We start from the raw sequence: 17,044 nt of genomic DNA, 5'->3' as shown, positions 1-17,044 counted from the left end.
GCGCGGATACATCGCGTCCACGATGCACGTGGCGAACAGGGCGATTCTCATGCGACCTCCGGGAACAGGAGAACGAGGACGGGCGAAGAAGGAAAAAGGGTCGATGCGAGGACACCGCACCGCCTGTGGTCTGACCATAGTAGGACTATGAGCCGCACCACACAATCAGGGCGGCAGGCGGCGAAAACATTGCGCCGCAGGGGTTGGAGGTGTGACCTGGCTCATGTACTCTTCGTGGTCAGACCATTGTGGTCCGACCATACGGTGGTCGCGTGTGAGGTCCTTCCCGAACTCGTATGCGGGAAGCACCGAACGACCACCCGACCGACACCAGGTCTGTACTGCTCTCCGCAACTCTCAGGGGAGCGCATCGAGATCACTGGGGCCGGGATGAGCTACGCATCGCGTCCCGGAAACCTCGACCCAGCCCGTACCACGCACCCGGCCCGACCCGGCACCCGCGATCCTCCGGGGCAGGGCCCAGAAAGGATCTGTCCGTGGACAATCTCGCTGTCCTGAGCCTTCTGGCTCTGCTGCCCCTGCTGTTGGTGGGTGTGCTGTTGGCCGGTTTCCGCTGGCCGGCGAAGTTCGCGATGCCGGTGGGCTACCTCGCGGCCGTCGTGGTGGCGCTGACCGTGTGGCAGATGAGCTTCACCGGAGTGCTGGCCGCCACCATCGAGGGCCTGATCGTGGCCATCACCATGCTCTACATCGTCTTCGGCGCCCTGCTGCTGCTCGCCACGCTCACCGTGGGCGGGGCCATGGCCACCATCCGCGCTGGCTTCAACAACATCTCGGCCGACCGGCGGATCCAGGCCATCATCATTGGCTGGCTCTTCGGCTCCTTCATCGAGGGCGTCTCTGGCTTCGGCACCACCGCCGCGGTCGTGGCCCCGCTGCTGCTGGCCATGGGCTTCCCCGCGATGGCCGCCGTCATGATCGGCCTCATCGTCCAGTCCACCCCCGTGAGCTTCGGGGCGGTCGGCACGCCCATCCTCGTCGGGGTCGCCAACGGCCTGGGCGGGGACCCCGCGGTCGCTCAGCGCGTCGAGATTCTGGGTGTGACCATGCCCGAGTTCATCAATTCGATCGGCTTCTACACCGCGGCCATCCACGCGATCGTGGGCATCCTCATCCCGCTGATCCTCGTGACCCTGCTGACCGGGTTCTTCGGCCCCGACCGGCGCTTCCGCGACGGGCTGGCCGTGTGGCCCTTCGCCGTCTACGCCTCCCTGGCCATGACCGTCCCCTACGTGCTGGTGGCCCGCTTCCTCGGCCCCGAGTTCCCCTCAATGTTCGGCGGGCTCCTCGGCATGGTGCTGGTGATGTTCACCTCCAGCCGCGGCTTCCTCATGCCCAAGGACACCTTCCAGTTCGGCCCGCGCGCCGACTGGCCCACCCGCTGGATGGGCACCATCGAACCGGCCGAGGCCACCGACGTCTCCACCCACATGAGCACGGTCCGCGCCTGGGCGCCCTACGCCCTGATGGCGGGGCTGCTGGTGGCCACCCGTGTCATCGCCCCGCTGAAGGAATGGCTGACCGGCCTGGCGATCCCGTTCGAGAACATCCTGGGCACCGAGATCACCACCACTGTCCAGCCGTTCTACCTCCCCGGCTTCGTGCTGATCCTCGCCTCGGCCTTCGCCTACCTACTGCACCGGATGAACTCCCGCGAGATCGCCCAGACCCTCAAGATCTCGGCCGGCCAGCTCGCCGGCACCGCCGCCGCCCTGCTCTTCGCCGTGCCCCTGGTGCGCGTGCTCATCCAGTCCGGCCCGGCCCTCAACGACTCGGGGCTCTCCAGCATGCCGGTGACCCTCGCCGAGGGGGCCGCCGCGATCTCGGGCAGCTCCTGGCCCGTGATCGCCCCCTGGATCGGCGCGCTGGGTGCCTTCGTGGCCGGGTCCAACACCGTGTCGAACCTGACGTTCTCCCAGTTCCAGTTCTCCACCGGTGCCGCGATCGGACTCGACCGGCCCGAGCTCGTGGTCGCCGCCCAGGCTGTGGGTGGGGCCGGTGGCAACCCGATCGCGATCCACAACATCGTGGCGGCCTCCGCCACCGTGGGCCTGCTCGGGCGCGAAGGCGACCTGCTGCGCAAGACGATCATCGTGACCACCTACTACTGCCTCGCGGGCGGTGCGGTCGCGTACCTCTTCATCCACGGGGTGGGTCTCAACCTGGGCACCGTCATGCTGGTCCTGCTCGTCGCCGGACTGGCCCTCATCGCCCGCTGGTTGTGGCGCAAGGACGCGCCCGCCAGGAGCGAGCTCCGGGTCTGATCCGGCACGTGGGGCCGGTGCCGACGGCATGTCAGGTGCCGGCCCCACGCCTCCGGGGCCCCGAGGCTGCGCCCGACCCATCCGGTCAGGTGCAGCCTCGCGGTCTCTCTAGAATGGTCCGGTTCCCCATATACCCTCCAGGAGCCCCTCGTGCCCGCGGTCACACGCACCTACACCCTCGTCCTTGACTGGCTCGAGGAACGCCTGCGCTCCGGGGAGATCTCGGTGGGCGACAGACTGCCCGCAGAGCGCCACCTGGCCGAGGAGTTCGGGATCTCCCGCGCCTCGGTCCGCGAAGCATTCCGGGTCCTCGACGCCATGGGCCTGGTCCGTTCCTCCACCGGGTCCGGGCCCAACGCCGGGGCGATCGTCATCTCGGACCCCTCGGCCGCACTCGGCTGGGCGCTGCGGATGCACGTGGCCAACCGGTCCTTGCGCATCCGCGATCTGGCGCAAACCCGACTGCTGCTCGAGACCCAGTCCGCCCACGAAGCCGCCACCGCCCCGGACACTCCCCAACGCACCGCGATACTCGACCAGGCCACCGAACTGGTGGCCGCCATGGACGACCCGGACCTGCCGGACGAGCGCTTCCACGCCCACGACGCGCAGTTCCACATCCTGCTCGCCTCTCTGGCCGGCAACGTGGTGGTCGAGACGATTATGTCCTCGCTGCGCCAAGCCACCATCGGCTACGTCCAGGAGACCGTCGCCGACCTCGAGGACTGGCCGAAGGTACGCCAGACCCTTCAGGAACAGCACAAGAGCATCCTGGAGGCCTTCCAGCAGCGCCGAGGCGCAGACGCCGCCGACGCCCTGCGCCACCACATCATCTGGTTCTTCGAACTCAGCGACCACCGCTAAAAAGCGGTACCCAGAGTCCCGCATCACCCAGGATCGTTGACCGCTGCGCACTGACCGTTCCCGTCAACACGGGACCGCGTGCACGAACCACCCCAGGCACATCCCAGCGGACTGCATACTCACACCTCAAGAGCCTCCGGCTCCAGCCGGCCGCGACCGACCCCTGCCTCGTGCCGCCGCGGGGAAGCCATGCGCGTTCCAGGCCGAGAACACCGCGCGCCGATACCGCACCACGGAGCGCATCACATCGGGACGACCACGCACCATGGGCTCACCGCACTCCGGATGACCACCCCGAGGCCACAACCCAACCCAGAAGCGCCGACGAAAGGCACCGCCACCATGACCAGCCCCGACCCCGGCCCCGTCCCCGTCCCCGTGGAGGACTGCACCGTGCTGCAAGCAGGTGATCGCATCGATGTCCACCTTGCCGGTGACCTCTACTACCGCGGACTCGTCGAGGAGACCATGCCACTCCTCCACGTGGTGTGGGCCCGAGAACTCGGAACCGGCGAACGGAAAATGTTCTCCACCGACGAGAACCGCATCTTTCGGCACCCACCACCAGCCACCCCAGAAAAGCGCTGACGAAGACCTCTCCTGAAGGCACGCTCCACCGTTGTGACGGAAATCCGTGGAGCGCATGGATGCCAGACGCCCAAGGGCCGACATGGAGCCCGGCCGCTAACCGGGCCATATGTAATGCCGGTAAGGGTGAACGGTTCCCGGTTGGATGTCTTCTAGGGTGTGGCCATGACCGAGCCCACCCGTCCTAGTGTCCTCGCCGATGCCCGTTCGATCGCTGCCGCCGACCCCGCGGGGCAAGGCACCGTCGCGACGCTGCTGAGCTATCCGGGGCTGCACGCGGTGGCCGCCCACCGCATCGCCCACCGCCTGTGGTCCACCCGGTGGGGCAGACCCGCCGCCCAGGCCATCGCCACCGCCTCCGCGAAGGCCACCGGGATCACCATTCACCCTGGTGCGGTGATCGGGCACCGGCTGTTCATCGACCATGGCAGCGAGGTTGTTCTCGGAGAGACCAGCGTGATCGGTGACGACGTGACCATCTACCAAGGGGCGAGCTTCGTCGGGGATGGCTCCCCGGGTCGGCGCCACGCCGTTGTCGGGGACGGGGTGCTCATCGGTTCCGGGGCGAAGGTCATCGGCCCGATCACCATTGGGGCGGGGGCGAAGATCGGCGCTGGCGCCGTGGTGACCCGTGACGTCGCGGCCGACACCACGGTCGTGGGCATCGACGTGTAATGATCTCACGCCGCAGCTCAGACGTAACGTCGGATCTGCGTGACGGCGCCAGTCACGCTGCGGGGCGAGCCTGCGTCTGTTTGCGGCTCAGGCCAGTCGTGGCCACTCCATCTCCATGGCGTGCCAGGGCTGGCCGTTCACCTCGGTGCTGCGCACCTGGCCGGTCTCTTTGAACCCCAGGTCCTCGTAGACGCGTCGAGCTAGGACGTTGTGCGAGTACACGCCCAGTTTCATGGCCGGCACCTCCGTGGTCTCGAAGCCCGTGCGCACCGCCTCCCTGATCAGCTCCCGTCCCAGACCACGCCCGCGAGCTGCCGGGTCGAGGAGGACGCAGCCGAGCCGCATCATGGCCGCGTCAGCGTCGACGAGCAGGGAAGCGTGACCGACCGGATGCCCCGACTCCGGGTCCAGCCCGGTCCAGTACCGGCGTTGATCATTGTGCAGGTAGCTCTCCAGCTGCCCGCGATCCAGCGGCCAGGTGAACGTGCGCCCGGACCAGAGCACCATGTCCGCCTCGGAGGGCACCCAGCCCAAGAGGATGTCCAGGTCGGCTGGGACCGTCTCTCGCAGGCGCATGTCCCCATGCTAGGGATGCCACCACGTGGGCCGGTCCAGATGCTGGTCGAGCCGCATGATCGACGAGGAACCCTTGATGAAACACGGCACCGGGATGTGAGGTAGTCGCACGACGCGTGGAACACGGGGTGACCGACCGACACGCACGGTGCGAGCGGGGTGCCAAGGACGGAGGCATTCCCTTAGAGCGTGGACAGACCTACCCCAGGAGGTTCCTCGTGATGGACGTCGCCGGCTTCGGAGCGTTCCTTGGACTGTTCATCTGGTTGCTCATGGTCGCCTTCACCTTGTGGTTGCTCTATTGGGTGGTGCGCAAGGGCGTCACCGCCGGCATCAAGGACTACGCGCACCAGCACGGCGACCGCAGCGGCAGCTGGCAGCCATAGCCCCCAGCACCGTCCCGGTCGGAGACCAGGACCCCATCCTCGATGCGCCAAGGAGCCCCCGCCGTGCAGCGATCCACCCGTGTCCTCAGCCTCGCCGTTGCCGCTATCACCTCCCTGGCCCTCACCGGGTGCGAGGACAACCTGCTGCTCCAAGACAGACCAGAACCCCTTTCCCAGGTCACGCCCACCGCGATCACCCCCCACCCGGGGTGCACCATCTCCGAAGGCGCCATGGGCCCGGGGCAGAACGAGGACCTCACCACGGCACCCCCGTCCCTGAGGTTGAGCTGCGACGGCCGGTCCCTGAGCCTGGCCGGCGATTACACGAACAAGACCGCCAACAGCTTCTTCCCGGACCACACCGCCATCAAAGCGGCCATCGTCGTCGACGGCAAAGCCCGCATCTGGCACCTCCTCGGCCCCCGGGGAGAGGAGGAGGGATGCCTGACCATTCAGCGCCTCGACGAGACCAGCGCCTCCCGCGACGAGTGCGACGCCGATCGGCTCAGCCAGTGGCAGGACAGCGACCCCGCCGCAGAAACCCGCGACACCCCCGCAGCCCAGATCCCCTAGGGGCTGCCCCACGGAACAACAGCTGCCCCAAAAGGAACCCCTGCTGCAACGCAACAGGTCAAGGAGTCAAGCGATCCGGGGGCAGTCCCCCTGCTTCCAGGGCGGCGAGCAGGCCGGTCTCGGTGTGCATGTTGCGCACGAAGGGGACCATCGACTCCAGCTGCTCGGTCGTGGCGTTGATCTTTGCCTCGTAGGTCGCCACGACGTTCAGCCCGGCGTCCACTACGGCGGCGGCGACCTGCAGCGGCACGAAGCGCGGGTTCGGCTCCCCCGGGGGCGATCTGCGGCAGCCCGGTGGACTCGAAGTCCACGAACAGGTAGTCGGGGGCGTCTGCGCCCGGCGCCGGGGCGATCACAGTGGCGAGCACACCGCGCACCAGGCCTATCACGGGGCGGTACCCGGCGTCGACCAGATCCGCCTCGTCGGCCTCGCTCAGTCCGGCGGCCGTGAAGGAGACCTCCACGTAGGGCAGCTCTGGCGCCCACCCGTCGACGTCGAAAGCGGTGCTGGACTGGAACTCGCTGGACGGGGCAGTGGCGTTGAGGAACACCTTGCCGTTGGAGGTGTTCAGCTGCAAGAAACCGAGGATCGGGGCGCCGGTCGTCTCGATCTCCGTGGCGGCCGCGGAGGCGGCGGGGGTCGTGGTGCTCATGGGGTCCTTCCCGACGGTGAACTCTGTGGGGACGGCACCCATGTGTGCGGACACCCCAAGAGGCCGCGCCAGGGTGCGGACATGGGAACGGAGGGTCTGCTCTGGGGAGACAGGCCCTCCGTTGATGGCAGCGGCTGGATCAGCTGGTCTGGGCGGAGGCCTCCTGGCCGTCGACCATCCGCTCCCAGTGCTCGAGCTGGATCCGCACCTCGTCCCCGACGGCCGTCTGTACCTCGGCGGCCAGGCGCCGCCCCTCCTGCCGGGAGGCCTCGTATGCCTGCGCCGAGGGCCAGCCGCGCTCCTCGTCGTAGTGGCGGGCGAAGTCGGACGTCCACGCCAGGACCTGCTCGGTGAGCTCTGCCGGCAGCGGGAACTCCTCCTGGCTCATCAGGCTCTCGGGGCCGAAGAACGGCCAGGGGCAGCCGTGCTCGTTGAACATGCGGACCGTGATCGGTGCGGGCATCAGCACGAGCCTCCTGGGATGGACGTGATTACTCGACGGTTGGTCGAGGAGATGATAATCCGAGGATAGAACGTCTTCACGACGGCGCCGCGGGAGTTCCGGATCTGGACTGGGGTGGTGTAGCAGTACTTACCGCTGCCCTGGAAGGCGGTCTTGGACGGAGAGGCCAGCGCCTGCTTGGTGGCGAAGTCCATGAAGTCGTCCCAGTTCGCCCGCAACGGGTACATCTTGTTCTGCCAGTCCTGCTGGTGGCGGGAACGGATGTGCCGGTAGCCGTAGCCGGCGTCGGTGCCGCACTCCATCTTGATATAGCCCCCGGAGAAGCCCGATCGGGCGCGGGCGTTGTACGTGGTGACGATGTGGGATGGGCGGTTCAGGACGTTGCAGTTCAATGAGTCGATCGGGCCGAGCAGCATTGGTGTGAACATGTCGTCGTCCTTCTGGGGCGAGGACTGCTGGTCGGGCTCCTCAATCGTCAACGTCTGGCGGGTGGTGGGGGCGTAGAGCACGAGCTCGTTGTCGTCGGGCTGGGGCGGCGGAGCGGCCAGGGCTGGGCCGACTGAGCCAGTGACAGCCATGATGAGGCCGAGCAACAGAGCGTAGCGTGAAGTAGATTTCAAGCGCATCGAGACTCTCTTTTCCTGCGGAGTGGACGTGCCTGCGGTGCCCGGGTCGGCACTCAAGTGCACAATGTGCGGACAGCACACCACGACCAGTTGCAAAAGAGAACGGCCGAAAGGATGTTTCGGACATGGGAACGGAGGGTCTGCTCTGGGGATGCAGACCCTCCGTCTCATGGTTCCGAGGTCAGGCGGGACCGGGTGCTACCGATGCTGGGGTAGGACTCGAGGTCAGCCACCTTGGTGGTGCGTGAACCTCATGTGTGCGGCGCGTGCCCGAGAGGTTCGCGGACCCACGAATAAGGTTCAAGCCGGGGTGGCCGCGCGCTCCAATTCGGCCAGCCGGTCGCGCACTTGAACCATGACCTCCTGCGGCCGAGGTGCCTTCGAGTACGGGACCACCGAGACAGGAACCCCTCGTGCAACATGGCGGGCCAAGGAAACAGTCATAGCCCAGATCCTTCCCCTCGCCAGGCTCAGGGATGCTGTGCTGTCCTCCCTCGGCAGACGACGTTCAGTAGCGGCGCCCGGTCAGCCGCAGCAGCCCGTCGACGACCAGAACGGCCAGCCCGCCGACAGCCACCATGTGCGCGAAACCGAGAAAGATGATCGGGCCGAACAGCACGCCCGACCAGAAGAAGTGATTGACGAACTCGATGTACCAGTACAGGACCACAGCAATGCCCGTGCCCACCCCGGTGAAGGCGAGCCCCCACTGACGCAACACCTGAGGTTGCACCCCTCCCACAGTGCCTCGGGCCAGCCCTGCATCGATGCCTGCGCCCTGTGCGGGGGAGGCGGCAGGCCTGCGCAGGCGCATCACCCCCAGAGGAAGACCGCAGCACACAGGAACACGAAGACGTCGAGGCTCACCGCTACCCCGCCCCGGTCATAGACCGTGAACGCGATAGCACCCAGCGCGCCGACGAACAGCACGAGCGCATAGGCCAGCACGGCCGTCCGCAGGGCACGGACCGGCCGATGAGAGCGACCAGGGAGCGAACTTGCCGCCTCGAGTTCCCCGGGTTGGGTCGTGCTGGCGAGCACGACGTCGCCGAGAAAGGCGATCAGCCCACCGACCGCGACGAAGCCGGCGGGAAAGGCGAGCCATCCCGCGTTACCAAGCGGATGCATCGGGTTAGCGGATTCTTCAACGACCCAGGTGATCGTTCCTAAGACGACGGCGATGGCACCGCTGATGCCGGTGACAATCAGGGCCACCCGACGCAATGACCTGGGCGGTTTCCTCCTGCGCTCAGCCCTTCCCGCTCCCTTGTCCATGCTCAGACGCTACCGACCGGTCAGCGCCGGATCCACGACGCACAAGAGGGGAACGGCGGATTCTGGTGGTCATTGCAACAGCAGGTCGCCGATCACTTCGATCGGTTTCTGGAACTCTAGGCGTTTGCGGGGACGGTCGTTGAGCTCCTCGGCGACCGCGTCGAGCTCTGCGGCAGTGAACGCTGAGAGGTCGGCGCCTTTCGGGAAGTATTGGCGCAAAAGGCCGTTGGTGTTCTCGTTGATACCGCGTTGCCAGGGCGAGTGTGGGTCGCAGAAGAAGATCTCGATCCCGGCGTCCACCCGCACCTGCTTCCAGTCGCGCATTTCCGTGCCTTGATCCCAGGTCAGCGACCGTCGCAGCGCCTCCGGCAGTGTCTTGATCTTCGCGGCCAGCCCGTCACGGACCTGTTCGGGTTTGTAACCCTCGGGCAGGTGAACAAGCATCGTGTAGTTGGTGGTGCGTTCCACCAGGGTTCCGATGGCGCTCTGATTGTTCTTGCCAATGATCAGGTCACCCTCCCAATGGCCCGGCACTGCGCGGTCCTTGGCCTCAGCGGGCCGGTCGCTGATGTTGATCATGTCCGGGACCCGGTTCTTGCGTTGCCCGGCCTTGCGGCAGGGCCGGCGCACAGCTCGTCCGGTGCGCAGGTATCGGGTCAGCTCCTGTTTCAGGGCCCCACGGGACTGCACGTAGAGGGACTGGTAGATCGTCTCGGTCGACACCCACATCTCCGGCTTGTCGGGGAATTCTCGTCGCAGGCGCCCAGCGATCTGCTCCGGCGAATACTTCTTGGCGAGGTCTCTCACGACGATCGCACGCACCTCGGGATGGGTGTGCAGCTTCGCTGGCTTCGGGCGCGCTGCTCTTTCATAGGCCAGCACGTGCGCTGTCGTGGCCCGATAGCCGCCTTGGGCGGTGGCGTTACGTCGCAGCTCTCGAGAGATCGTCGACGGTGATCGGCCGATCGCCGCCCCGATCTGCCGCAAAGACTGTCCCTGAACGCGCAACAGGGCGATCTCCTCCCGCTCGGCGAAGCTCAGGCACCGGCCCTTGAGGTCGCGTCCGCGGCGTGGCCGCACCCCACCGGCCTCCTCCAGGACCCGGGCCCCGGTGCGCCGGCTTGTACGGATAGCTGCCACCGCCCCGGTGATGAACTCCCCGGCCTGCATCCGCTCCCAAAACACCTGGAGCAGATCCGGCCTGATCAAGATCGAGTACCCACCCACAACACCACCCCCAACGCTCAGTGTTGCAACCACCGCAAGAACCCGGGGAACCTCAACTGCATCACCGTTCCCACGGGCAATGTCCGGTAGCCGGGCCTTATGTGAAGTGGTGGTGGCTCGTGCATCTGAGCTAAGAGCAGCCGGCGACCCGGACGTGGGAGCGGCACTGATCGAGCGGGCTCGTCAACGCGCAACTCCTGCCCTCATCGACGTCTTCACCTGATGTCCACCGCGCCAGTCGGCAGGAGCCGCGTCGCGCACCTCACGAAGACGTTGGCTACCTTTCTGCGGACGCTCTGGTCAAGGATCGGGCAGAAGGACGCAGCTGTCGGATCCGGCAAGGCATCGAGGTGCGTTGACTAGGATTATTGCCGTGGCCGCAGGACAAACCCCCTCTGTTGTGCTGGTCGCCGTGGATGACACCGTACTGGCGCAGCTCGTTCGTGCAGCCACCACTGACGCCGAGGCTGATGAGGTGACGCCGCCGCTGACGTCCGGCCGGGCATGGACATCGGAGCGAGTCGCGTGGCTATGTGACTTCCACCGTGTCCGTCGCGCCGGACTGGCCGGGCCGGCCGGAGAGGCAACCTGGGCCGTGGTCGTCGACGAGCTGGTCGTGGGTTCGGTGCGCCTCAAGCACACTGATGAACTTGGCGTCCTGGAGATGGGCATTTGGCTGACTCGTGGCTCCCGTGGTCGCGGCGTTGGACGAGAAGCCACGGCGGCAGCTGTGCGTCAGGCCGCTTCACTCGGGGCGTCTGGAGTGCGGGCAGACACCACTGTCTCCAACACGGGTGCCCTGGTCGTGCTACGCCATCTCGGGTTCACCCTCACGCTATCCGACGACGGTCAGGACGTCCGGGCGCTGCTCCAACTGGATCCCGAGGCTTCCGGTGACGAGTGCCGGTAGCCGGTCCCGTTGCGGCGCAGCGTTCGGTTGTCGCGCTCATACATCGGGACTTGAGCATCCCCGGTGGCCGCTGCTGACTCCCAGAAGTGGGCAGTGGTCGGCGCGAACCACGGAAAGGTTCTCAGCCGGGCCCACTGCCCGGCCGTCGGTCACGTCCTCATCGGCATAGCTGGGAGCCTGCACCGTCTCGCTCAGCGTCGTCCACTTATTGGCGATCACTTTCCGCACTCTGGCCTCCTACCGATCATTGTTCGTCGCTCTGTGTTTGCGTCGCGGCTTCGGCACCTTTTGGGACAGAGCCAGGTGCCCGTCCTCGACCGGGCAGGTGGAGCGAACGGAGCCAGCGGTCACCTAGGCCAGGGCACTCACAAGAGCGTCTCGCACCCCGGTGAATCGTTCAGTGCTGCTGATCCGGTTCAGGCGTCGGGAGAGGTAGGCGATGTGACGGGTAGGCGATCGGCGCAGACGGTCGTAGCGCCGCAGACCGTCCTCGACGGAGACGGCTGCGGTGAGGGCCTGAGCCAGGGTGAAGGCGTCGACGAGGGATTCGCAGGCACCCCGCCCGAGGTTTGGTGCCATGGCATGGGCGGCGTCACCGACGAGTACGTGACGGCGGCCGGCATAGGTGCGTAGCGGGGGAAGATGGAGGAGGGTGCGGCGGTCGACCTGGGCGTCCTCGACTGTGTGGAGGACACGTGCGATGGCTGGGTGCCAGCCGCCGTAGAGCTGGCGCAACAACTGCGTGGCGCTCAGCTCGGGCTGGTGATGGTTGAGGAGCTCGGCCCGGACGCAGGCGAACCAGTTGGTGGCGTTCGGGTGTTGAGGGGTGATGCCGAAGATTAGACCCCTTCCCCAGGTCTCGGTGATGGGACCTGTGCTACCCGGTGCGGTGCCGCGAAACGCCACGGTGCCCAGTGGGAAGGGAACGGCATCGGGCTGCACGGCTGTCCTGACGACGCTGTGGATGCCGTCGGCGCCGACGATGACGTCGGCGTCCGACAGGTCGTCCGTGGGGTGTACTGGACTGTTCCACGCCACGGTCTCGGCGGGCAGTCCTTCGAGCAAGGTCGAGAGCAGGTCCGGCCGAGACACCAGGTGCACCGAGGGGCTGCGTACCGTAGCGATGACGCTGCCGTCGGGCCGCAGGATGGCCGCGCTGGACTGTTCAACGGACCGGTCCCGGATGATGTCTCCGACGCCGAGGGCGTCGAGGGCTGCCATGGCCGCGGGCCACATGCCCAGGGCGGTGCCGGTGCGCGGCGGGCCTGCTGAGCGCTCTCGGACCTGCACTGACCATCCGCCGGCGTGGAGGCCACGGGCCACGCCCAGCCCCGCGATGCCACCACCGACGATGGGAGCTGTGCCACGCATGAGGTGCCCTTCGGTGTCCGGAGCCCGAAATGTCCAGGCCGTATGAGCCCAGGGTAGGAAAAGGTTGCTGATCGTCGCATCGGTCACCGAACGACAGAGCATGTCGTACCGGGGCGACACCTGAAGGCGCCGCGGAGCGATCCACCCCGACGCTTACGGGCCGATGACGCGGGCCGTGCGGGTTCGTAGCCTAGCTGCCGTGAGCGGGGGCTACCCCTCTGGCGCCGGAGGTTGAAGGAGACGGATGTGGACGGCACACACGACGGCGGGCTCGCCCAGACGGGGGACGCAGGGGTCGAGATGCGCGAATTGCGGCGCGGGGACCTTCCCGCCGCCGTGGAAGTGATCGCGCGCGGCATGCGGGACAACCCGGTCCACCTCGCCGCTTACGGCACCGACCCGGACCGGCGGCTGAGGTACCACGCCCGCCTGGTCCGGGCGCTGTTGGAGGCGATGCCTACCACCCACGTGGTAGGTGTCACCCAGCACGGCACTCTGGTCGCGGTAGCAGCTGCCGCCCCCGCGGGAGCGTGCCAACCGAGGCCTCGGCAACGATTGAGGATGTTGCCCCACCTGGCGCACCTCGACCCGAGGGCAGCTGTCCGGGTCTGCACATGGATCAACACGTGGGCGGGCCGGGACCTCGCCGAAGCCCACGTGCACCTCGGCCCCGTGGCGGTGGATGCGTCCCTCCAGGGCCAGGGGTTCGGGACCATCCTCCTGCGGGAGCACTGCCGCCGGCTCGATGAGACGGGGCAGACGGGCTACCTCGAAACCGACAAGCCGGCGAACGTCGTGTTCTACCGCCGCTTCGGGTACGACGTGGTAGGGGAAGCCGACGTGATCGGCGTACCGACTTGGTTCATGCGCCGACCCGCCACAGACATTCCGCATTGACCCGCAGGAGGTGGAGAGTCCAATGACTGCCGACACGGACCTGGCCATCGTCGGCCGGCTGCTGGCCGAGCACGGCTGTCAGATCTCCTCGCTGCGGCCGCTGGGATCCGGTCTCGACCACGTCACCTACGAGGTCGACGACGAGCTCGTCGTGCGTCTGAGCACGCGAACGGACCCTGCCGAGCGGGCCCGCGAGGTCATGGTGGAGGCGCGGCTGCTGCACCGGGTCGGTGAAATCTCCCCATTGCCCGTGCCCGCCCCGAACATCGTGGACCCCGTCCACGGCTTGTCCACCTACCCGAAGCTGCCGGGGCAGCCACTGTTGCATGTGCCCGCCGGTGCACGTGCGGCCCACGCCGCCGCACTCGGCAGCAGCCTCGGCTCCTTCCTCGCCGTCGTCCACGACCTGTCGCCGCACGACGCCGATCTGCTCCCCGAGGACACCACACCGCCGGTCGAGTGGCTCGAGGAGGCCGCTGACAACTATTCTCGTTGCGCCGCGCACATCGGCGCCGAGCACCGTCACGCCATCGCGGCCTTCCTGCAGGCGGACCCACCGCCGGGCGCGCGACGCTTGACTGTGTGCCACAACGACCTGGGCATCGAGCACATCCTCGTCGATCCGCGATCCTGGGCGATCTCCGGCATCATCGACTGGAGCGACGCCGCTCTGGCCGACCCCGCCCGCGATCTGGGACTCGTCCACCGCGACCTCGGGCCCCGCGGGCTGCGGGCAACGCTGTCGACGTACCGTGCGGCGGGGGCCGGAACCGACCTAGAGCTGCTCGCCCGTGCCGTCTTCCATGCCAGGTGCGGTGCCCTGGAGGACCTCGCCTACGGCCTCGTCACCGGCCAGGACGACTACACCGCCAACAGTCTCGCTGCCATGGCGTGGCTTTTTCCATCGACCCTTCATGGTCACGGGTCTCGGGAGGGAACATCATGACCAACGTGCTGGTACTCGGCGCAACAGGAACCGTCGGACGCCGGGTGGTACGGCAGCTGCGCGAGCGGGGCGCCACGGTGACCGTTGCTTCCCGTGCTCCGGCGGACCGGGGTGCTGTGCGCTTCGACTGGACCGACCCGGGCACCTGGGAGAAGGCGGTGGGCGGTGCCACGCATGCCTTCGTCATGGCACCCGACGGCGTGGCGGTCGACCCCCGCTTTCTCCACCTCGCCACGACGCACGGTGTCGACAGAATGGTTCTGCTCTCGAGCAAGGCCATCGAGGCCATGGGGGACCTACGGTTGCTCGCCGCCGAGCGGGCCGTGCACGATTGCGGGGCGGTCTGGAGCATTGTCCGGGCGGACTGGTTCAACCAAAACTTCGACGAGGGTTTCCTGCGCGACACCGTGCTGGCTGGGGAGGTCGTGATGCCGCTCGGTGACGTCCGCCAGGCCTTCAATGATGCCGAGGACGTCGCTGCCGTCGCCGTGACCGCTCTCACGGAGCCGGGCCACGAAGGGCGGACCTACGAACTGAGCGGCCCGGAGGCATTGAGCTTCACCGAGGCGGTCGACATCATCGCGGAGAACACCGGCCGGCCGCTCCGCTACCTCGGCGCAGCCGAGGACTACGTCCGCGTCTTGACCGAATGCGGGGCCGACCGCGACCAGGTCCTCGCCGAGGCCGCCGCCTTCGCAGCCCTTCGCGCGGCCGGTGACGCACACGTCGACGACACGGTCGAACGCGTCACCGGCCGCCCACCCCGGGACTTCCGGACCTACGCCCACGAGGCCGCCGCACGCGGCGCTTGGCGCTGATGGACTCTCGGCGCGGAAGTGCTCAGGTCCCCGGGGTGATCAGCCCGGTCTCGTAGGCGAGCACCACCAGCTGGGACCGGTCCCGGGCACCGAGTTTGGCCAGCAGCCGGGAGACGTAGGTGCGCGCGGTGGCGGGGGAAAGGAACAGGGCTTGGGCGATCTCGTCGTTGGACAGTCCCCGCCCCACCTGCTCGAGCACCTCCCGCTCCCGGGGACTCAGACCCTGCAACGGGGCCTCGTCCAGGACGGTGGAGGGCCGGGCTGCGATGTTGCCAAGCACGGTGCGGGTCACCGAGGGTGAGAGTAGGGCCTCCCCGGCGGCAACCACTCGGATCGCCCGGCGCAGGTCGTCGGGCGAGACGTCCTTGAGCAGATACCCGGCCGCTCCGGCGCGGATGGCCTCGAAGACGTGCTCGTCCTCGTCGAAGGTGGTCAGCACCAGCACCCGGACCTCATGTAGACCCGGATCCGCCACGATCCGGCGGGTGGCCTCCAGACCGTCCATCTCGGGCATCCGGATGTCCATGAGCACCACGTCCGGGTGCAGTTCGCGCACCCGGGCCAGACCGGTCCGGCCGGTGGCGGCCTCCCCGACCACGGCGATGTCCCCGTCCCGCTCAGCCAGGGCTCGTAGCCCGGTGCGCACCAGTTCCTGGTCGTCGACGACGACGATGCTGATCACGGTCCCAGCCTCCTCGGCAGTGTCGCCCGGACCTCGAAGCCCCCGCCGTCCCGGTTGCCGGCGGTGAGGGTTCCGCCGAGCAGGCCGGCGCGCTCGGCCATGCCCTGCAGGCCCCTCCCGCCTCCCGCGAGGTGGGGACCAGTGCCTGGGGGCGCACCGTTCCCGTCGTCGATGACACTCAGATCCAGCGTCCCGTTCCGCAGCCGGGCCTCCACCGAGGCGTGCCGGGCCCCGGAGTGGCGCAGGACGTTGGTGAGGGACTCCTGGAGGATGCGGAAGGCGGCCGCGTCGATGGTGGTGTCCAGCTCGGCCGGGTCGACGTCGATCCGTGCGGTCACCTCCACGTCGGCGTCCTGGGCCGCGGCGAGCAGCTGCGGGAGCCCGGCAAGACCGATACTGGTCCGCTCGGCCGGGTCGGCGTCGGGGGTGCGCAGCAGCTTCACGGTGCTCCGCAGCTCCCGCAGGGTGGCGGAGGCGGCCGCGCGGATCTGCTCGAGCGCCCGGGCCGCGGCCGCGTCGTCGCGCCCCACGGCCTCGGCGGCCACGTTGCTGTGCACAGCGATCACCGACATCGTGTGTCCGATGGTGTCGTGCAGGTCCCGGGCGATCCCGGCCTTCTCGGCCTGCAGCCGGCGCTCGGCCTCGTGGCGCTCCTCAGCGGCGGCCAGCGCCCGCAGCCGCTCCTCATGGGCGCGGAGCTCCCGGCGGGAGCGCACGCTCACCCCGAGCGCAATGGCCGCTGCGACCAGGGCGACGTCGGTGAGCAGGTCGTAGCTGACCAGATAGGAGGCCGGCAGGCCCTCCTCCACGCGGAAATAAGCCGCCACGGACACCAGGACCAGCCCGGCGGCGACAGCCGTCCGGGTGCGGTCGGCCTCGGCGGCCGAGAACAGGGCCGCCACCGCCGGCAGGGCGATGCCGATGGGCGGCAGCTGGAACATGTAGTAGACGAAGATGCCGAGCACGGTCAGCACCAGCACCAGCCGGGGCGCGTGCCGCCGGGCCAGCAGCAGGGCCCCGAAGCCGGCCGCGAAGAGGTAGGCGAGGGCACCGGCGCGGCCGGTGCCCTCCAGGTCCGCGGCGGCGACCACGGCCACGACCACGGCCATCGCGGCCGCGAGCACGGCGTCGACCAGACGGGGGTCGACCTCCTCGGCCGGCCGGTACGAGGGGCGGGCCGCCACGGTGCTGGGCATGGGTCCAGGGTAGCCAGACCGCCCGCGACCGTC

Annotated in this window: 20 protein-coding genes; 10 read left to right on the top strand and 10 right to left on the bottom strand. The window is 68.2% G+C overall.

All coding sequences use genetic code 11. From position 1 onward, the window contains the following. The first annotated feature begins 497 nt into the window (after positions 1–497). The 4 genes from E7Z53_RS04065 to epsC all read left to right on the top strand — a co-directional run bounded on the left by E7Z53_RS04065 (position 498) and on the right by epsC (position 4,412). Positions 498–2,285, top strand: a complete 1,788-nt coding sequence (locus E7Z53_RS04065) for an L-lactate permease (RefSeq protein ID WP_081994601.1) — start codon at positions 498–500, stop codon at positions 2,283–2,285. Positions 2,286–2,435: 150 nt separating this feature from the next. Next, positions 2,436–3,149: a FadR/GntR family transcriptional regulator gene (locus tag E7Z53_RS04060; protein WP_095651903.1), complete on the top strand. Its 714-nt coding sequence runs from the start codon at positions 2,436–2,438 to the stop codon at positions 3,147–3,149. Positions 3,150–3,491: 342 nt separating this feature from the next. Further along, a complete protein-coding gene (locus E7Z53_RS04055) occupies positions 3,492–3,737 on the top strand; it encodes a hypothetical protein (RefSeq protein ID WP_141246871.1) in 246 nt (81 codons plus the stop codon). Positions 3,738–3,902: 165 nt separating this feature from the next. Further along, positions 3,903–4,412 carry a serine O-acetyltransferase EpsC gene (gene epsC / locus E7Z53_RS04050; protein ID WP_109244603.1) on the top strand — a complete coding sequence of 170 codons (510 nt, stop codon included), beginning with the start codon at positions 3,903–3,905 and terminating at the stop codon, positions 4,410–4,412. Between the two features lie 87 nt (positions 4,413–4,499). On the opposite strand, the gene E7Z53_RS04045 is transcribed toward epsC, so the two are convergent. Further along, positions 4,500–4,988, bottom strand: coding sequence for a GNAT family N-acetyltransferase (locus E7Z53_RS04045; RefSeq protein WP_017834441.1), 489 nt, complete (start codon positions 4,986–4,988; stop codon positions 4,500–4,502). A 218-nt stretch (positions 4,989–5,206) separates the two neighbouring features. On the opposite strand from E7Z53_RS04045, the gene E7Z53_RS04040 reads away from it, so the two are divergent. Both E7Z53_RS04040 and E7Z53_RS04035 read left to right on the top strand, forming a co-directional pair. Next, positions 5,207–5,374, top strand: coding sequence for a hypothetical protein (locus E7Z53_RS04040; RefSeq protein WP_017834440.1), 168 nt, complete (start codon positions 5,207–5,209; stop codon positions 5,372–5,374). A gap of 63 nt (positions 5,375–5,437) precedes the next feature. Then, entirely contained in the window at positions 5,438–5,947 is a 510-nt protein-coding gene (locus E7Z53_RS04035) for a hypothetical protein (protein WP_176337210.1), read from the top strand. A gap of 58 nt (positions 5,948–6,005) precedes the next feature. Here the strand turns inward: E7Z53_RS04035 and E7Z53_RS04030 are convergent, their stop codons facing one another. The 6 genes from E7Z53_RS04030 to E7Z53_RS04005 all read right to left on the bottom strand — a co-directional run bounded on the left by E7Z53_RS04030 (position 6,006) and on the right by E7Z53_RS04005 (position 10,134). Next, positions 6,006–6,197: a hypothetical protein gene (locus E7Z53_RS04030; RefSeq protein ID WP_017834438.1), complete on the bottom strand. Its 192-nt coding sequence runs from the start codon at positions 6,195–6,197 to the stop codon at positions 6,006–6,008. A gap of 542 nt (positions 6,198–6,739) precedes the next feature. Then, positions 6,740–7,063, bottom strand: a complete 324-nt coding sequence (locus tag E7Z53_RS04025; protein WP_241482915.1) for a hypothetical protein — start codon at positions 7,061–7,063, stop codon at positions 6,740–6,742. Continuing rightward, the gene (locus tag E7Z53_RS04020) at positions 7,063–7,641 is read right to left on the bottom strand and encodes a hypothetical protein (protein WP_138976442.1); all 579 of its coding nucleotides are present in this window, start codon (positions 7,639–7,641) and stop codon (positions 7,063–7,065) included. Before E7Z53_RS04020 ends, E7Z53_RS04025 begins: the two co-directional genes overlap by 1 nt. A gap of 556 nt (positions 7,642–8,197) precedes the next feature. Next, positions 8,198–8,407, bottom strand: a complete 210-nt coding sequence (locus E7Z53_RS04015; protein WP_152609312.1) for a hypothetical protein — start codon at positions 8,405–8,407, stop codon at positions 8,198–8,200. Positions 8,408–8,502: 95 nt separating this feature from the next. Further along, positions 8,503–8,964, bottom strand: coding sequence for a hypothetical protein (locus E7Z53_RS04010; protein WP_136341033.1), 462 nt, complete (start codon positions 8,962–8,964; stop codon positions 8,503–8,505). Between the two features lie 69 nt (positions 8,965–9,033). Then, entirely contained in the window at positions 9,034–10,134 is a 1,101-nt protein-coding gene (locus E7Z53_RS04005) for an IS30 family transposase (RefSeq protein ID WP_255219435.1), read from the bottom strand. A 430-nt stretch (positions 10,135–10,564) separates the two neighbouring features. Between E7Z53_RS04005 and E7Z53_RS04000 the strand changes: the two genes are divergently transcribed. Next, positions 10,565–11,101, top strand: a complete 537-nt coding sequence (locus tag E7Z53_RS04000) for a GNAT family N-acetyltransferase (protein WP_052133129.1) — start codon at positions 10,565–10,567, stop codon at positions 11,099–11,101. 351 nt (positions 11,102–11,452) lie between these two features. Here E7Z53_RS04000 and E7Z53_RS03995 read toward each other — a convergent pair whose 3' ends face one another. Further along, positions 11,453–12,322 carry an FAD-dependent monooxygenase gene (locus E7Z53_RS03995; RefSeq protein ID WP_217905351.1) on the bottom strand — a complete coding sequence of 290 codons (870 nt, stop codon included), beginning with the start codon at positions 12,320–12,322 and terminating at the stop codon, positions 11,453–11,455. A 396-nt stretch (positions 12,323–12,718) separates the two neighbouring features. Here E7Z53_RS03995 and E7Z53_RS03990 point away from each other — a divergent pair, with 396 nt between their 5' ends. From E7Z53_RS03990 to E7Z53_RS03980, 3 genes are read left to right on the top strand one after another with little or no spacing between them, the layout of a single operon-like run. Beyond that, positions 12,719–13,369 carry a GNAT family N-acetyltransferase gene (locus tag E7Z53_RS03990; protein WP_176337208.1) on the top strand — a complete coding sequence of 217 codons (651 nt, stop codon included), beginning with the start codon at positions 12,719–12,721 and terminating at the stop codon, positions 13,367–13,369. Positions 13,370–13,391: 22 nt separating this feature from the next. Then, positions 13,392–14,315, top strand: a complete 924-nt coding sequence (locus E7Z53_RS03985; RefSeq protein WP_052133073.1) for a phosphotransferase family protein — start codon at positions 13,392–13,394, stop codon at positions 14,313–14,315. Next, the gene (locus E7Z53_RS03980) at positions 14,312–15,133 is read left to right on the top strand and encodes an NmrA family NAD(P)-binding protein (RefSeq protein WP_035929331.1); all 822 of its coding nucleotides are present in this window, start codon (positions 14,312–14,314) and stop codon (positions 15,131–15,133) included. The genes E7Z53_RS03985 and E7Z53_RS03980 overlap by 4 nt, the downstream gene beginning before the upstream one ends. 22 nt (positions 15,134–15,155) lie before the next feature. On the opposite strand, the gene E7Z53_RS03975 is transcribed toward E7Z53_RS03980, so the two are convergent. Both E7Z53_RS03975 and E7Z53_RS03970 read right to left on the bottom strand, forming a co-directional pair. Continuing rightward, the gene (locus E7Z53_RS03975) at positions 15,156–15,815 is read right to left on the bottom strand and encodes a response regulator (protein WP_176337207.1); all 660 of its coding nucleotides are present in this window, start codon (positions 15,813–15,815) and stop codon (positions 15,156–15,158) included. Continuing rightward, on the bottom strand, positions 15,812–17,011 hold the full coding sequence (locus tag E7Z53_RS03970) for a sensor histidine kinase (RefSeq protein WP_176337206.1): 1,200 nt from the start codon (positions 17,009–17,011) through the stop codon (positions 15,812–15,814). Before E7Z53_RS03970 ends, E7Z53_RS03975 begins: the two co-directional genes overlap by 4 nt. Positions 17,012–17,044 lie beyond the last annotated feature (33 nt).

The sequence above is a fragment of the Kocuria salina genome, from assembly GCF_013368965.1.
Taxonomy (GTDB): Bacteria; Actinomycetota; Actinomycetes; order Actinomycetales; family Micrococcaceae; genus Kocuria; species Kocuria rosea.
This window is presented reverse-complemented; position numbering and strand designations above follow the sequence as displayed.

What these genes read in the sequence shown, in the direction of transcription:
- E7Z53_RS04020 (WP_138976442.1), bottom strand. Translation starts at nt 7,641, where the DNA reads ATGGCTGTCACTGGCTCAGTCGGCCCAGCCCTGGCCGCTCCGCCGCCC.
- epsC (WP_109244603.1), top strand. Translation starts at nt 3,903, where the DNA reads ATGACCGAGCCCACCCGTCCTAGTGTCCTCGCCGATGCCCGTTCGATC.
- E7Z53_RS04005 (WP_255219435.1), bottom strand. Translation starts at nt 10,134, where the DNA reads ATGCAGGCCGGGGAGTTCATCACCGGGGCGGTGGCAGCTATCCGTACA.
- E7Z53_RS04055 (WP_141246871.1), top strand. Translation starts at nt 3,492, where the DNA reads ATGACCAGCCCCGACCCCGGCCCCGTCCCCGTCCCCGTGGAGGACTGC.
- E7Z53_RS04045 (WP_017834441.1), bottom strand. Translation starts at nt 4,988, where the DNA reads ATGCGCCTGCGAGAGACGGTCCCAGCCGACCTGGACATCCTCTTGGGC.
- E7Z53_RS03980 (WP_035929331.1), top strand. Translation starts at nt 14,312, where the DNA reads ATGACCAACGTGCTGGTACTCGGCGCAACAGGAACCGTCGGACGCCGG.
- E7Z53_RS03995 (WP_217905351.1), bottom strand. Translation starts at nt 12,322, where the DNA reads ATGGCAGCCCTCGACGCCCTCGGCGTCGGAGACATCATCCGGGACCGG.
- E7Z53_RS03985 (WP_052133073.1), top strand. Translation starts at nt 13,392, where the DNA reads ATGACTGCCGACACGGACCTGGCCATCGTCGGCCGGCTGCTGGCCGAG.
- E7Z53_RS04010 (WP_136341033.1), bottom strand. Translation starts at nt 8,964, where the DNA reads ATGGACAAGGGAGCGGGAAGGGCTGAGCGCAGGAGGAAACCGCCCAGG.
- E7Z53_RS03970 (WP_176337206.1), bottom strand. Translation starts at nt 17,011, where the DNA reads ATGCCCAGCACCGTGGCGGCCCGCCCCTCGTACCGGCCGGCCGAGGAG.
- E7Z53_RS04025 (WP_241482915.1), bottom strand. Translation starts at nt 7,063, where the DNA reads ATGCCCGCACCGATCACGGTCCGCATGTTCAACGAGCACGGCTGCCCC.